The organism is Pseudomonas sp. S2_C11, assembly GCF_054668395.1.
In genome coordinates, this window is record NZ_CP162765.1 from 5,754,985 (window position 1) to 5,769,424 (window position 14,440).

Annotated in this window: 13 protein-coding genes and 1 pseudogene; 9 read left to right on the forward strand and 5 right to left on the reverse strand. The window is 61.2% G+C overall.

Translation table 11 applies throughout. From position 1 onward, the window contains the following. The first annotated feature begins 50 nt into the window (after nt 1–50). The 3 genes from AB4N48_RS25880 to AB4N48_RS25890 are packed head-to-tail and all read left to right on the forward strand — an operon-like array spanning nt 51 to nt 2,997. Nucleotides 51–1,193 (forward strand): ABC transporter ATP-binding protein, encoded by a 1,143-nt coding sequence (locus AB4N48_RS25880; protein WP_252884988.1) that lies wholly within the window; start codon nt 51–53, stop codon nt 1,191–1,193. Between the two features lie 35 nt (nt 1,194–1,228). Then, nucleotides 1,229–2,110, forward strand: a complete 882-nt coding sequence (locus tag AB4N48_RS25885; protein ID WP_177327003.1) for an ABC transporter permease subunit — start codon at nt 1,229–1,231, stop codon at nt 2,108–2,110. Continuing rightward, nucleotides 2,107–2,997: an ABC transporter permease subunit gene (locus AB4N48_RS25890; RefSeq protein ID WP_150637049.1), complete on the forward strand. Its 891-nt coding sequence runs from the start codon at nt 2,107–2,109 to the stop codon at nt 2,995–2,997. Before AB4N48_RS25885 ends, AB4N48_RS25890 begins: the two co-directional genes overlap by 4 nt. Before the next feature lie 200 nt (nt 2,998–3,197). Here AB4N48_RS25890 and AB4N48_RS25895 read toward each other — a convergent pair whose 3' ends face one another. Both AB4N48_RS25895 and AB4N48_RS25900 read right to left on the reverse strand, forming a co-directional pair. Beyond that, complete coding sequence (locus AB4N48_RS25895) at nt 3,198–5,609, reverse strand: penicillin acylase family protein (protein ID WP_460094516.1); 2,412 nt, start codon at nt 5,607–5,609, stop codon at nt 3,198–3,200. Nucleotides 5,610–5,711: 102 nt separating this feature from the next. Further along, a complete protein-coding gene (locus AB4N48_RS25900; protein WP_056786241.1) occupies nt 5,712–6,290 on the reverse strand; it encodes a DUF6436 domain-containing protein in 579 nt (192 codons plus the stop codon). 99 nt (nt 6,291–6,389) lie between these two features. On the opposite strand from AB4N48_RS25900, the pseudogene bipL reads away from it, so the two are divergent. Continuing rightward, nucleotides 6,390–7,336, forward strand: a pseudogene (gene bipL, locus AB4N48_RS25905) (phospholipase BipL). 132 nt (nt 7,337–7,468) lie between these two features. Here the strand turns inward: bipL and AB4N48_RS25910 are convergent. Next, entirely contained in the window at nt 7,469–8,200 is a 732-nt protein-coding gene (locus AB4N48_RS25910; protein WP_024014712.1) for a DUF2059 domain-containing protein, read from the reverse strand. A 108-nt stretch (nt 8,201–8,308) separates the two neighbouring features. Here AB4N48_RS25910 and AB4N48_RS25915 point away from each other — a divergent pair, with 108 nt between their 5' ends. Beyond that, the gene (locus AB4N48_RS25915) at nt 8,309–8,941 is read left to right on the forward strand and encodes a 2OG-Fe(II) oxygenase (RefSeq protein ID WP_406227812.1); all 633 of its coding nucleotides are present in this window, start codon (nt 8,309–8,311) and stop codon (nt 8,939–8,941) included. Nucleotides 8,942–8,943: 2 nt separating this feature from the next. Beyond that, nucleotides 8,944–9,429 carry a 2-thiouracil desulfurase family protein gene (locus tag AB4N48_RS25920; RefSeq protein WP_150742958.1) on the forward strand — a complete coding sequence of 162 codons (486 nt, stop codon included), beginning with the start codon at nt 8,944–8,946 and terminating at the stop codon, nt 9,427–9,429. 224 nt (nt 9,430–9,653) lie between these two features. Here AB4N48_RS25920 and AB4N48_RS25925 read toward each other — a convergent pair whose 3' ends face one another. After that, nucleotides 9,654–10,217, reverse strand: a complete 564-nt coding sequence (locus AB4N48_RS25925; protein ID WP_150742959.1) for a transporter substrate-binding domain-containing protein — start codon at nt 10,215–10,217, stop codon at nt 9,654–9,656. A 135-nt stretch (nt 10,218–10,352) separates the two neighbouring features. Here AB4N48_RS25925 and AB4N48_RS25930 point away from each other — a divergent pair, with 135 nt between their 5' ends. Beyond that, nucleotides 10,353–10,778 (forward strand): DUF4399 domain-containing protein, encoded by a 426-nt coding sequence (locus AB4N48_RS25930; RefSeq protein ID WP_041476862.1) that lies wholly within the window; start codon nt 10,353–10,355, stop codon nt 10,776–10,778. Between the two features lie 104 nt (nt 10,779–10,882). Here the strand turns inward: AB4N48_RS25930 and serA are convergent, their stop codons facing one another. Beyond that, nucleotides 10,883–12,112: a phosphoglycerate dehydrogenase gene (gene serA / locus AB4N48_RS25935; protein WP_024014707.1), complete on the reverse strand. Its 1,230-nt coding sequence runs from the start codon at nt 12,110–12,112 to the stop codon at nt 10,883–10,885. Nucleotides 12,113–12,317: 205 nt separating this feature from the next. On the opposite strand from serA, the gene AB4N48_RS25940 reads away from it, so the two are divergent. Together AB4N48_RS25940 and AB4N48_RS25945 are read left to right on the forward strand one after the other, a co-directional pair. Further along, on the forward strand, nt 12,318–13,712 hold the full coding sequence (locus AB4N48_RS25940; protein ID WP_024014706.1) for an FAD-binding oxidoreductase: 1,395 nt from the start codon (nt 12,318–12,320) through the stop codon (nt 13,710–13,712). A 41-nt stretch (nt 13,713–13,753) separates the two neighbouring features. Continuing rightward, complete coding sequence (locus AB4N48_RS25945) at nt 13,754–14,419, forward strand: fumarylacetoacetate hydrolase family protein (protein WP_024014705.1); 666 nt, start codon at nt 13,754–13,756, stop codon at nt 14,417–14,419. Nucleotides 14,420–14,440 lie beyond the last annotated feature (21 nt).

The window sequence follows — 14,440 nt, forward strand, 5'->3', positions numbered from 1 at the left end:
CAGGGTTCGTCTTGCGGGGCGAACTGCTGCTTCTGTTGGGAGTTTCGTAAATGGCAGTTGCCTCCGGCGCCTACAAGAAAGCCCTCGAGGGCGACCAGACACCAAAACAGGTGCTGGTCAAAATCGACCGGGTCACGAAGAAGTTCGACGAGACGATTGCCGTGGACGACGTGTCCCTGGAAATCAAGAAGGGCGAAATTTTTGCTCTGCTCGGCGGTTCGGGATCGGGCAAATCCACCTTGCTACGGATGCTTGCAGGCTTCGAACGGCCCACGGAAGGGCGGATTTTCCTCGACGGCGTCGACATCACCGACATGCCGCCGTACGACCGTCCGATCAACATGATGTTCCAGTCCTACGCTTTGTTCCCGCACATGACCGTGGCGCAGAACATCGCCTTCGGCCTGCAGCAGGACAAGATCCCGAAAGCCGAGATCGACGCCCGCGTGGCCGAGATGCTCAAGCTGGTGCAGATGAGCCAGTACGCCAAGCGCAAGCCGCATCAACTGTCCGGCGGCCAGCGTCAACGCGTGGCCCTGGCCCGTTCGCTGGCCAAGCGGCCGAAGCTGTTGCTGCTCGACGAACCGATGGGCGCACTGGACAAAAAGCTGCGTTCGCAGATGCAGCTGGAACTGGTGGAAATCATCGAGCGCGTCGGCGTGACCTGCGTGATGGTGACCCACGACCAGGAAGAGGCCATGACCATGGCCGAGCGCATCGCGATCATGCACCTGGGCTGGATTGCGCAGATTGGTAGCCCGATTGACATCTACGAAACCCCGACCAGCCGTCTGGTCTGCGAATTCATCGGCAACGTCAACATCTTCGAAGGCGAAGTGATCGACGACGCCGAAGGCCACGCGACCATCACCTGCAAGGACCTCGACCGGCAGATCTACGTCGGCCACGGCATCAGTACCTCGGTGCAGGACAAGTCGGTCACCTACGCGATTCGCCCGGAAAAACTGCTGGTCACCGCCGACATGCCGACCTGCGAGTACAACTGGTCGAGCGGCAAGGTCCACGACATCGCTTATCTGGGCGGGCACTCGGTGTTCTACGTCCAATTGCCGAGCGGCAAACTGGTGCAGTCGTTCGTCGCCAACGCCGAACGTCGCGGCGCGCGTCCGACCTGGGGCGATCAGGTCTACGTGTGGTGGGAAGACGATAGCGGCGTGGTACTTCGCTCATGAACATGCGCAAATTCAAACGCCGTATAAACCGAATCATCCCCAATGGCCGGCAGCTGGTCATCGGGGTGCCGTTCATCTGGCTGTTCCTGTTCTTCATGCTGCCGTTCTTCATCGTTCTGAAGATCAGCTTCGCCGAAGCCGACGTGGCGATCCCGCCGTACACCGAGATCTACACCTACGCCGAGCAGAAGCTGCAACTGCTGCTGAACCTGGGCAACTACGCGTTGCTTGGCGACGACGAACTGTACATCGCCGCCTATCTCGGCTCGCTGAAAATGGCCTTTATCAGCACCGTGCTCTGCTTGCTGATCGGTTACCCGATGGCCTACGCCATCGCCAGCGCGCGCAAGGAGCTGCAAACGGTACTGGTGCTGCTGATCATGATGCCGACCTGGACGGCGATCCTGATCCGCGTGTACGCGTGGATGGGCATCCTCAGCAACAACGGCCTGCTCAACGGCTTCCTGATGAGCATGGGCCTGATCGACGAGCCGCTGCAGATCCTCAACACCAACCTGGCGGTGTACATCGGGATTGTCTATTCGTACCTGCCGTTCATGATCCTGCCGCTGTACGCCAACCTGGTGAAGCACGATCAGAGTCTGCTGGAAGCCGCGTCGGATCTGGGTTCGAGCACCTTCAACAGCTTCTGGAAAATCACCATTCCGCTGTCCAAGAACGGCATCATTGCCGGCTGCATGCTGGTGTTCATTCCCGTGGTCGGCGAGTTCGTGATCCCGGAACTGCTCGGCGGCCCGGAAACCCTGATGATCGGTAAGGTGCTGTGGCAAGAATTCTTCAACAACCGCGACTGGCCGGTGGCGTCCGCCCTGGCGGTGGTGATGCTGGCGATCCTGATTGTGCCGATCATTCTGTTCAACCGCAGTCAGGCCAAGGAAATGGAGGGTAAAGAATGAAGCGCTTCCGTTTCTCCAGCCTGATGCTGGTACTGGGTCTGATCTTCATCTATCTGCCGATGCTGATTCTGGTGATCTACTCGTTCAACGCCTCGAAACTGGTGACGGTATGGGGCGGCTGGTCGATCAAGTGGTACGTCGGCCTGCTCGACAACTCGCAACTGATGGGCTCGGTGCTGCGCTCGCTGGAAATCGCCTGCTACACCGCGGTTGCTGCGGTGGCGCTGGGTACCCTGGCAGCGTTCGTGCTGACCCGCATCACTCACTTCAAGGGCCGCACGCTGTTCGGTGGCCTGGTGACTGCGCCGTTGGTGATGCCGGAAGTGATCACCGGTCTGTCGCTGTTGCTGCTGTTCGTGGCCATGGCCCAAATGATCGGCTGGCCGCAGGAGCGCGGCATCGTCACCATCTGGATCGCCCACACCACGTTCTGCGCCGCGTATGTGGCGGTGGTGGTGTCAGCGCGCTTGCGTGAGCTGGACCTGTCGATCGAAGAGGCGGCGATGGACTTGGGCGCGCGGCCGTGGAAGGTGTTCTTCCTGATCACCATCCCGATGATCGCGCCGTCGCTGGCGGCGGGCGGGATGATGTCGTTCGCGCTGTCGCTGGATGACCTGGTGCTGGCGAGCTTCGTGTCCGGCCCGGGTTCGACGACCCTGCCGATGGAAGTGTTCTCGGCCGTGCGCCTGGGTGTGAAGCCGGAAATCAACGCCGTGGCCAGTCTGATTCTGCTGGCGGTGTCGCTGGTGACCTTCCTCGTCTGGTTCTTCAGCCGCCGCGCCGAAGAAGCACGCAAGAAAGCCATCCAGCAAGCCATCGAAGAAAGCGCTGCCGATTCGTGGAAACAACCGGACGCACGCCGCGCGCCAGCGCCGCAATCAGCTTGAGCAATATCGGGTTGGCCTCAACCCTGCGGCCAACCCGGTTGTAAATGTGGGAGCGAGCCTGCTCGCGAAGACGGAGTGTCAGTCGACTCAGATGTCGGCTGACACAGCGCTTTCGCGAGCAGGCTCGCTCCCACATTTGGAATGCAATCTCCTGTGGGAGCGAGCTTGCTCGCGAAAGGGCCGGTGCAGATTGCATCAATCTATCGCGCAGCCCGCGCAGGCAGCAGCTTCAACGTACTGCGCGTATTCGCCAGCACCTCTTCCTCGCTGAAATGCGCCTGCACATAAATCCCCTCCACATACGCCTCGGCCTGGTCGTCATAGTGACTGTCCAGCGGTACGCCACTTTGGCCGACCGGGTTGATCGTCAGGCCATGCACCGGATCGGCGAAATCCACCAGACGCCGGGTCGACGGTCCATAGGTCACCGGCCATGGCGCCGGGCCGATTTTTGCCGAGAGGTTGTTCGGCACTTCATGACTGCCCGGCGCCGCGAACGGGCCGACGTTGAACAGGCGATCCAGCGGCTTCTGCTGCCCCAGCGGATGGCCGTGAGTCAAGGTGTGTGCCGCACCCCACTGCCAACCCGCCACGTTGTCGCCGAGGGTCAGTTTCAGATGCGCCATGCTTGCCGCCCACGCCGTGCGCACGACATCGGCGCGGGTTTCTCTGGCCGGCGTGCTGCGATTGTCCCACCACGGTGAGTCCGCCTTGGCCGCCAGGCGTGGCAGCGCGGAGTCGATCACCCGCGTCGACAGCAGTGTTTCGAAGAAGTCGTTGCCCAACTCATCGCGCATCGCCGCATCGGCAAGGTCGTAGAGGAATTGGTTGAACAGCGTCGCGCTGACGGAATTCAGCGGATAGTCGCCGGGCCATTGCGCCAATTGCTCGACCAGTTTCAGCTGCGCCGGATCACTCACCACCTCACGCAAAACCGGCAACAGCGGCGCCAACAGACGCGGGCCGTAACCGGTCGTCGTGCCCAGCTGCAGTTGCTGGTTGGCCTCGTTGCTCCACTTCACCCGGTTGTCGCTGAGCTGACGGTCAAGCTGCTGACCACGATCGGCAAGGTTGTAGTAACCGGGGATCTCCATGCCGGTCGGCGACACGGGCTGGAAGTTGGCCGAGACGATATAGCCGCGCGCCGGGTTCTCTTCCTGCGGGTTGGCGCTGAACGGGTAGTAGCCGTCCTTGTCCGCTTCGGGCGTGCTGCCGTCGAGGATGAAGCCCGGTTGCACCCCGGCCGGACGTTTGGGCAGCAAGGCCGAGGCCCACCAGGCGATATCGCCTTTGGCGTTGGCGTACACCAGATTCAGGCCCGGCGCCTGCACCTTGGCCGCTGCCGCGCGGGCCTTGGCCAAGGTGTCGGCGCGGTTGAGCTGGTAGAAGCCGTCGAGGATCGGGTTAGGTGTTTCGAGGAAGGCCCACCACATCGCGATCGGGGTCTTGCCGGCGGCGCTGCCAAGAGCATCGTTGACGATTGGCCCGTGCGGGGAGTGGCGCAAGGTGAGCGTCACCGGCGCCTGACCCTTTACCTTGATCTGTTGTTCGCTGACGAGCATCTCGGTCCACTGACCGCGATACCAGACTTGATTGGGGTTGTCCGGGTTGACCTTCTCGGCGATCAGGTCGAGATCGTCGTTCTGGAACATGGTCAGGCTCCAGCCGAAATCGAGGTTGTGTCCCAGAAACGCGAACGGCACCAGTGCCTGATGATGGCCGTACAACTCGAAACCCGGCGCCGACAACTGCGCCTCGTACCATACCGACGGCACCGAGAAACGGATATGCGGATCGCCGGCCAGCAATGGCTTGCCACTCTGACTGCGGCTGCCGGCAATCACCCAGGCGTTGCTGCCCTCGAACTGCGGCAGGCCGTTGTCGAGCAGCGCCTGTTCGCTGAGGCGGGCGAGGGCGGTGAGGTCCTGCCAGTCGCCGGCGGCGAGGGCCGGTGCGTGCCGGGTGTGATCGGTGGCCAGAACGCCTTTGGCCTGCCAGTCGAGATCGAAGACATTGAGGTAATCGGCGCCGAGCTGATCGCGCACGTAGGTCAGCAGCGGCTCGGTGCGAAACGCAGCAGCAAAGCTGTAGGCCATGTAGCCGGCGACGCTGATGCTGTCTTCGGCAGTGAACGGCCGCTTGGGGATGCCCAGCACGTCGAACTCGATCGGCGCGGCGTGGGCGTCCTGATATTGGTTGATGCCATCCAGATAGGCTTGCAGGCCCTTCCATGCCGGCGACTGCTTGTCGAGGCTGGCGACGTAACTGGCCGCGCGCTCGCGAATGCGCAGGCTGCGAAACAGTTTGTCGGTGTCGAGCAGTTTCGGCCCTAGCACTTCGGCCAGCTCGCCCCGGGCGAGGCGGCGCATGGCTTCCATCTGGAACAGACGATCCTGCGCGTGCACATAACCGAGGGCGCGATAGAGGTCGGTTTCGTTCTCGGCGCGGATATGCGGCACACCGCGCTCGTCATAGCGCACGGTCACCGAGCCTTGCAGGTTGCGCAGCTCGACCTGGCCCTGGCGCGTCGGCTGCTTGCTGTAGATATACCCGCCGGCGGCGCCGAGCAGGACAACGATGAGCAAGGCAACGACGATCAACGCACGCTTCATGGTGACTCCTTGTGCAGGCGGGAGGGCCGCCCATCGGGCTGCAAACATTTATCACAGAGCATCTGTGCGCTGCAGCGCTGTCCTTGAAAAGTCCGGAATGCCTTACTTCGCGTCCGCCGGCCATGGGCAATAACAACCCACCGCCAAGGTGTGGGTAGCATTGACCGGGCGATCTTCCGTCAGGGCATGCAGGATCGGTTCGATAAAGCTGTTGCTGGAGTTGCAGGTCAAGCCTTCGCTGTACGGGCCGAAGTAGGCGAGTTTGCCGCTGCGATCCCAGATCGCCACGGCAGGGCTGGCGGGGATCTGTTCGGCGCCGGGCAGGACGATGATGGTTTTCAGGCTGGCGAGGGTGGCGGGCAACTGGCCGTGGCTGCCGGGCTTTTGCACGGCGAAGAACTCCACGCCACGCGCGCCGAACTGTTCGACCATCTCGCTCAGGTGCTGTTGATTGCCGACGTTGCACGGGCAGGCCGGATCCCAAAAGTGCACGAGGCGGATATTGCCCGGCCCGGCGAGGTTGTCCGGCAGGCGCAGCGGGTCACCGGAAAATACCGCCGTATGTTCGCTGAACGCGCGCAGATAGCGGCCCTGAAACCAGTCATATGCCGCCCACAGCACCCCGGCGCAGATCAGCGCGAGCAGGCTGGCGAACAGTGCGGTGCGGTAGGGCGAACGCATGATTTCGGAATCTGAAAAGGTTGGCTAGCTTGCCATGCTTGCTCCGACAGATGAATATCGCAGGCCGATAAAGTCCGTTTACCGCTTTGGAATGTCCGCATGCCTGATACTTTCGACCCCGATCATTTACGCGCGAGCCTCAAGCCATTGGCCGAGTGGCAGCCGTTATCGGATGAGGCGAAGGATTATCAGCGCTTCTACAAGACCGACTTCGCCGAGCGCGATGTCTGGCGCGGCATGGGTCGTTTCGAAGTCGATGGCTACGAGCTGGTCAGCCATTGCTGGTGGCCGGAGAAGGTCAAGGCGACGCTGTTTCTGCTCCACGGTTATTACGACCACATCGGCCTGTACCGGCATGTGATCGAGTGGGCGCTGGATCAGGATTTCGCCGTGATCGCCTGCGACTTGCCGGGCCATGGTCTGTCGAGCGGGCCACGGGCAAGCATTCGTGATTTCGCTGAATACCAGGACGTGTTGCAGGCGCTGTTCGCTGAAGCGAACTCGATCGCGCTGCCGCAGCCTTGGCATTTGTGCGGGCAAAGCACCGGTGGCGCGATTGTCGTCGATCACCTGCTCAACCATGGCGAGAACAGCCCGGCGCAGGGGCAGGTGATTCTGCTGGCGCCGTTGGTGCGGCCGAGGGCGTGGGGCTGGTCGCAGCTGAGTTATTACCTGCTGCGGCCGTTTGTGCGCGGGGTGGTGCGACGCTTTAGCGAGAATTCCAACGATCCGGATTTTCTGCCGTTTCTGCAGGCCGACCCGTTACAGCCAAGACGTCTGCCAACGAAATGGGTGGGCGCGCTGTCGCGCTGGATCATCCGCGTCGAGCACGCGAAAAAAGTCCGCGACGGCCGCTGATCATTCAGGGGCAGGCGGACATGACTGTCGACTGGCAGCACAATCTGCAGGTGTTGAAATGGAAGTTCGACCGGCCGCAGATACTGCTGTTGGCCGAGGCACGGCATCACCTGGCCAATGAAACGGCGGAGATGCGTGAGGAGTATTTCGAATTCTTGAGCAAGCGGATCAGGGGCAGGAATCTGTAGCGGCTGTGCGGGTCTCTTCGCGAGCAGGCTCGCTCCCACAGGGAATTCGGGATGCTCACACATTTTGTGTCCACTGATGATCCAATGTGGGAGCGAGCCTGCTCGCGAATGCGATCTTTCAGGCAACGAAGATTATTGGCCGACCGCCAACCCCGCCCGAATCGCCGCCAGTGCCGCCTGGTAGTAAGCCTTGCCCTCGGTCGACTCGGCAAACGTCGCAAACTCTTCCAGCTCTTCATCCGACAAATCGCGATAGACGTAGAGCAACGTGTTGTTCAGATCGGCGCCGATCTGATCCATCAGCCGCTGGCGCTGACCATTCAGCATGCCCTGTGCCTGTCCACCGCCAAGCAATCCCGGAATCATCGAACTCAAGCTGTCCGCTGCCACGCCGGCAATCGCCAGGCTGACCTCGGCGCCAGCCTCACGGGCCGGCAGGGCCTGGGCGAGATGGCCGATGATCAGCAAGCGACTGTCGCTGGCCTGCATCTTCGGCAGGCCCTGGGCATTTTTTGCCAGTTGATCGCGACGGGTTGCGAGCAATTCGGCGGCGACGATTTTCTTGCCCAGTGGTGACTGGAAGAAGGTCAGCGCCGGTTTCGGGTCGGCGAGTTTCTGCCGCAGTTGCGCTTCGGCACGCTGATCCATGGCCTGCGCGGCGAAGCGCTGATTGCTGTTGTTAACCAGCGCCTGAAATACCGCAGGCGGCAGGCTGTTCTGATAGCGCTGCTGGGCGGCGCTCAGGGCATCGTTGAAATGCGCGCGTTGTTCTGGCCAGCCGGCGACCTTGTACAACTGATCGTGGCCGTCCGCCCAGGCGGGCAATACGCAGAACATCAACAGTGAAAAAAGCAAACGGCGCATAGGGACTCCTGTCAGCAGCGGACTATTGTCCGTGCGGTGCCGGTACTTGTCGAGAATTCGTAGCAAGGCGCTGCGTGGCTCTGTCGGATTTATCGCCGTCGGCATACTATGCGCGCCATGCCGATATCCTCTGAACACCCGCTGCTGTTACGCATTGTCGACGACCTGGCCGAACACGGCTGGTCGCAGCAGAACATCTTCCTGCCCGCCGATCTGACCCGGGCGCTGGCGGCCGAGTGCCGTAAACGTGAAGCCGAGGGTGAGCTGGCGCCGGCGGCGGTCGGTCGCGGGCCGTTTTCGGAGATTCGCGAGGGTATTCGCGGCGATCACATCCAGTGGATCGACCCGGGTCAGGCCGACGCCACTGACCGCTACCTGAGCCTGATGGACAGTCTGCGCGAGGCACTCAATCGCGGCTTGTTTCTGGGGCTTGAGGATTTCGAATGCCATTTCGCCCTGTACCCGCCCGGCGCGTTCTACCTCAAGCACCTCGACCGCTTTCGCGATGATGACCGGCGCATGGTCTCGGCCGTCATCTACCTCAACGAGGCCTGGTTGCCGGAGGACGGTGGCCAGTTGCGCATGTACCTGGGCGAGGAACGTGTGCACGACGTGCAGCCTACCGGCGGCTGCCTGGTGGTGTTTCTCTCCGGCGAAGTGCCCCACGAAGTGTTGCCGGCCCAGCGCGAACGGCTGTCGCTGACTGGCTGGTTCCGTCGCCGTGGCAACGAGCCGTTCTGAACATGGAAAAGATCCTGGTCAGTCGCTGCCTGCTGGGCCATCGCGTGCGCTATGACGGTGGCGCGAGCGGGCCGTTTGATCTGCTTGAGCAATGGATCGAAGAAGGGCGGGTAGTGCCGTTGTGTCCTGAGGTGGCCGGAGGATTGCCGACGCCGCGGGCGGCGGCGGAGATTCCTGGCGGGCAGGGTGTTGAGGTGCTGGATGGCATTGCCGCAGTCATCACTACTGAGGGCGAGGATGTCAGCGCGCAATTTCTCGAGGGGGCGCGGCAAGCGCTGGAACTGGTGCAAAAGCACGGCATTCGGGTGGCGGTGCTCAAGGCCAACAGCCCCTCTTGCGGGAATCTGTTGACGTATGACGGCACGTTCAGTGGGGTCAAAGTCAGTGGCGAAGGGGTGACGGCGGCGTTGCTCAAGCGTCATGGGGTTCGGGTTTTCAGTGAGCTTGAGCTGGTTGAGGCGGCGGTGACTCTGGCGGCTTTGGACTGATCCGCCATCGTTGCCCTCACCCCAGCCCTCTCCCGGGGGGAGAGGGGGCCGACCGAGGTGTCTGGCGCTGTCCATCGACCTGAAAGACCTTGGCGACCAGGGATTCGACAAAGCCATGATCAGTCGATTTCGGATTCGGTATAGCAATCCCAAGTCGGCGTACCTCTAAAGCATCCCCGGATCAGTTCCCTCTCCCTCCGGGAGAGGGTTAGGGTGAGGGGCTCTTACGGTTTCAACCACTTCTCGGACAGCGCCGCCAACCGCCCATCCGCCTTGATCCGTTCCAGCGCGCTCTTGAGGCTGGCCTGAAATGCCGGATTACCCTTCTGAAACGGGATCGCCAACTCGACCGGCACTGCCGCTTTCGGCTTCGCTTCGGTCAACGCCTGCACCAGCACCAGCGGCCGCGGCGTCTCGTCCTTCTTCGCCAGCAATTGCCCGTCGACCTCGCCGTACGGCTCGCTGAAGTCGAAACGATCCTTGAGTTCGGGTGTCAGTGCTATGTGGTTGAGCGCGACATCGTATTTGCCGCTTTCAACGCCCTGGAGCAGGTCGCCCTCGTCGGTGACGATGAAGTCGGCGCGTACATCCAGCTCTTGGGCCAGAAGTTGCCCAAGCTCGACCTCGAACCCCGTGAGGGTGTCGCCTTCCTTGTAATTGAAGGGCGGTGTATTAGCCTCAAGGGCTATGCGCAGCTCGCCACGGTCGTTGACGTCATCAATCAGTTCGGCGTGAGCCAGCGGGCTCAGAAGGGGTAGCAGGCAGATCAGGCCAGGCAGCAAGCGCATGGTCACTCCTTTGAAATCATTATCGCGACGCTCTGATTCAGGCTCGCTTTGCTATGGTTGTCGAGTGCCTTCGACAACGAATGGTCATGAAGTTGTCATGGCCGTGCGGATTTTACGGAAAAACTGGAGAAGAAAATGAAAAGCTTTATGTCACGTGCAGCGTTGGCCGGTGTGCTGATGGGTGTTTCGGTGCTGGCCAGTGCGGCGACGCCAGCGCCGAAGGATGCTGAAGTGTTCATCGTTTCTCCCGAGGACGGCGCCACCGTCTCGCAGGAATTCAAGGTCAAGTTCGGCGTCAAGAACATCGCGCTGGCCCCGGCGGGTGACACCACCAGGAACACCGGCCACCATCACCTGCTGATCGACGTCGATGATTTGCCGGCCGAAGGCGCGCCGATTCCGACTGACGCCCACCACATGCATTTCGGCAAGGCGCAGACCGAAGCCACGATCAAACTGGCCCCGGGCAAGCACACCTTGCAACTGATCCTCGGCGACAGCGGCCATATGCCGTTCGACCCATCGATCGTTTCCGAAAAAATCACCGTAAACGTGAAATAAAAAAAGGGAGCCTTTCGGGGCTCCCTTTTTTATTCAGCTTCAAGTGGCTAGCTGCAAGCGGCAAGTAAAGGCAGAGCGCTTTCACTTGCCGCTTGTAGCTGCTTTTAGAAAAGCACCCGACTACGGATAGTACCGTTGACGTGTTGCAGCTTCTCTTGCGCCAGCTCCGAGTATTCGGCGTCGACGTCGATCACCACGTAACCGACCTTCTCGTTGGTCTGCAGGAACTGACCGGAGATGTTGATGCCGTTTTCGGCGAAGACCTTGTTGATCTCGCTCATTACACCCGGGATGTTCTCGTGGATGTGCAGCAGGCGGTGCTTGCCAGGGTGAGCCGGCAGGGCCACTTCCGGGAAGTTGACCGACGACACCGAAGTACCGTTGTCGCTGTACTTGACCAGTTTCTCTGCCACTTCCAGACCGATGTTGGCTTGCGCTTCGGCGGTCGAGCCACCGATGTGCGGGGTCAGGATCACGTTGTCGAGGCCACGCAGCGGGCTTTCGAACTCTTCGTCGTTGGAGCGGGGCTCCACCGGGAACACGTCGATGGCCGCGCCGATCAGGTGCTTGTCCTTGATCGCGTCCGCCAGGGCGTCGAGCTCGACCACGGTGCCACGTGCAGCGTTGATCAGGATGCCGCCCTTCTTGATGGCGCGGATTTCCTTCTCGCCGATCATCCACTGAGTGGCGGCGGTTTCCGGTACGTGCAGGGTGACGATGTCGGACATGCCCAGCAGCTCGTGCAGGTTGTTGACCTGTGTGGCGTTGCCCAGCGGCAGCTTGGTCACGGTGTCATAGAAGAACACTTGCATGCCCAGACCTTCAGCCAGCACCGACAGCTGCGTGCCGATCGAGCCGTAACCGACGATGCCCAGTTTCTTGCCACGGATCTCGAACGAGTTGGCAGCGGACTTGATCCAGCCGCCACGGTGGCAGGAGGCATTTTTCTCAGGGATGCCGCGCAGCAGCAGGATCGCTTCGGCCAGTACCAGTTCCGCTACGGAACGGGTGTTGGAGTACGGCGCGTTGAACACGGCAATACCGCGCTCGCGGGCCGCACTGAGGTCAACCTGGTTGGTGCCGATGCAGAAACAGCCGACCGCGACCAGTTTCTTCGCGTGATCGAAGATCTCTTCGGTCAGTTGCGTGCGCGAGCGGATGCCGATGAAGTGAGCGTCAGCAATCTTTTCCTTGAGCTGGGCTTCCGGCAAGGAACCAGTCAGGTATTCGATGCTGGTGTAGCCCGCCGCCTTGAGGACGTCGACAGCCGATTGGTGGACGCCTTCGAGAAGAAGGAACTTGATCTTGCTCTTATCGAGAGAAGTCTTGCTCATCTGCGTAAACCTGTATCCCGGAGAAAAATGGCAGGGAGGGAGCAGCCTGGAGCTGACCCGCACGGCAACAAAGCCGTCACCGCGGATCTGGCCTTGGGCACTGTCCTGCGGGGTCGGTATGCTAGCATAGCCACCCCGCTAAACACTCATTCCTGCGACGTGAAGCGTTCTCAGGATGACCATGAATTGTTCGAGAGTTCTGTCGATGACCAATCCTGCGCTGATTGATGAACTGAAGACCCTGGTTGAGCCTGGCAAAGTCCTCACCGACGCCGACTCCCTGAACACTTACGGCAAGGATTGGACCAAGCACTTCGCCCCGGCACCGAGCGCCATCGTGTTTCCCAAGACCATCGAGCAAGTGCAGGCCGTGGTGCGTTGGGCCAACACTCACAAGGTTGCGCTGGTGCCATCCGGCGGGCGCACCGGGTTGTCCGCCGCTGCGGTGGCGGCCAATGGCGAAGTGGTGGTTTCGTTCGATTACATGAACCAGATTCTCGACGTCAACCTCACCGACCGCACTGCCGTGTGCCAACCGGGCGTGGTCACTGAGCATCTGCAGAACGTCGCCGAAGAAAACGGCCTGTACTATCCGGTCGACTTCGCCTCGGCAGGTTCCAGCCAGATTGGCGGCAATATCGGCACCAATGCCGGCGGGATCAAAGTGATTCGCTACGGCATGACCCGCAACTGGGTGGCCGGCATGAAAGTCGTCACCGGCAAGGGCGATGTGCTCGAACTGAACAAGGACCTGATCAAGAACGCCACCGGTTACGACTTGCGTCAGCTGTTCATCGGCGCCGAAGGCACCCTCGGTTTCGTCGTCGAAGCGACCATGCGCCTTGATCGCGCGCCGAAAAACCTCACGGCGATGGTCCTCGGTACCGCCGATTTCGATTCGATCATGCCGGTGCTGCATGCCTTCCAGGGCAAACTCGACCTGACGGCGTTTGAATTCTTCTCCGACAAGGCGCTGGCCAAGGTCATGGGCCGTGGCGACGTGCCGGCGCCATTCGACACCGAGTGCCCGTTCTACGCCCTGCTGGAATTCGAAGCGACCACCGAAGAAGTGGCCAACAGCGCGCTGGAAACCTTCGAACACTGCGTTGAACAGGGCTGGGTGCTCGACGGTGTGATGAGCCAGAGCGAAACCCAGCTGCACAATCTGTGGAAGCTGCGCGAGTACATCTCCGAAACCATTTCCCACTGGACGCCGTACAAGAACGACATCTCGGTTACCGTCTCGAAAGTACCGGCGTTCCTGCGCGAAATCGACGCGATCGTTGGCGAGCACTACCCGGATTTCGAAATTGTCTGGTTCGGCCACATCGGCGACGGCAATCTGCACCTGAACATCCTTAAGCCGGAAAATCTGAGCAAGGACGAGTTCTTCGCCAAGTGCGCCACCGTCAACAAGTGGGTGTTCGAAACCGTCGAGAAATACAACGGCTCGATCTCGGCCGAGCACGGCGTCGGTATGACCAAGCGTGATTACCTGACCTACAGCCGCTCGCCGGCCGAGATCGAGTACATGAAAGCGGTCAAGGCAGTGTTCGACCCGAACGGCATCATGAACCCGGGCAAGATTTTCCCGGTTTGATCGGTAATCTCTGTTGAATCAATAAAGGCAGGAGTCGGTAAATGAGCTATCAGCACCAGTACGTCGACGGCACGCGCATTCACTTTCCGATCGGGAAAGTCGTATGCATTGGCCGCAATTATGCCGAACACGCCAAGGAACTGGACAATCCGGTGCCGACCGAGCCGCTGCTGTTCATCAAGCCGGGCAGTTGCGTGGTGCCGCTGGAAGGCGGGTTCAGCATTCCGACCGAGCGCGGTTCGGTGCACTACGAAGCGGAAATCGCTGTGTTGATCGGCAAGCCGCTGTCGACCAAACCGAGCCGTGAAGAAGTGCTGGATGCGATCTCCGGTTTCGCCCCGGCGCTGGACCTGACCCTGCGCGACAAGCAGGCCGAGCTGAAAGCCAAGGGCCTGCCGTGGGAAATCGCCAAGTCGTTCGACGGCGCGGCAGTGATCGCGCCGTTCGTGGTCGGCAGCACCTTCGCTGACCTGACCGACATCGGCATCCGCTTGACCATCAACGGCGAAGTGCGCCAGGACGGCAATAGCAGCGCGATGCTCAACCCGATCGTGCCGATGATCCAGCACATGGCCGGCTGCTTCTCGCTGCAGGCCGGCGACGTGATCCTCACCGGCACGCCAGTGGGCGTCGGCCCGCTGAACGTCGGCGATGAAATCGTCCTCGAACTGCCGGGGGCGAGCAGCTTCAGCAGCAGCGTGCGCTAACCGCAGAAGCCCTTGTAGGGG

Coding starts and splice junctions, on each gene's coding strand:
- AB4N48_RS25880 (WP_252884988.1), top strand. CDS start 51: ATGGCAGTTGCCTCCGGCGCCTACAAGAAAGCCCTCGAGGGCGACCAG.
- AB4N48_RS25890 (WP_150637049.1), top strand. CDS start 2,107: ATGAAGCGCTTCCGTTTCTCCAGCCTGATGCTGGTACTGGGTCTGATC.
- AB4N48_RS25895 (WP_460094516.1), bottom strand. CDS start 5,609: ATGAAGCGTGCGTTGATCGTCGTTGCCTTGCTCATCGTTGTCCTGCTC.
- AB4N48_RS25900 (WP_056786241.1), bottom strand. CDS start 6,290: ATGCGTTCGCCCTACCGCACCGCACTGTTCGCCAGCCTGCTCGCGCTG.
- AB4N48_RS25910 (WP_024014712.1), bottom strand. CDS start 8,200: ATGCGCCGTTTGCTTTTTTCACTGTTGATGTTCTGCGTATTGCCCGCC.
- AB4N48_RS25915 (WP_406227812.1), top strand. CDS start 8,309: ATGCGCGCCATGCCGATATCCTCTGAACACCCGCTGCTGTTACGCATT.
- AB4N48_RS25920 (WP_150742958.1), top strand. CDS start 8,944: ATGGAAAAGATCCTGGTCAGTCGCTGCCTGCTGGGCCATCGCGTGCGC.
- AB4N48_RS25925 (WP_150742959.1), bottom strand. CDS start 10,217: ATGCGCTTGCTGCCTGGCCTGATCTGCCTGCTACCCCTTCTGAGCCCG.
- AB4N48_RS25930 (WP_041476862.1), top strand. CDS start 10,353: ATGAAAAGCTTTATGTCACGTGCAGCGTTGGCCGGTGTGCTGATGGGT.
- serA (WP_024014707.1), bottom strand. CDS start 12,112: ATGAGCAAGACTTCTCTCGATAAGAGCAAGATCAAGTTCCTTCTTCTC.
- AB4N48_RS25940 (WP_024014706.1), top strand. CDS start 12,318: ATGACCAATCCTGCGCTGATTGATGAACTGAAGACCCTGGTTGAGCCT.
- AB4N48_RS25945 (WP_024014705.1), top strand. CDS start 13,754: ATGAGCTATCAGCACCAGTACGTCGACGGCACGCGCATTCACTTTCCG.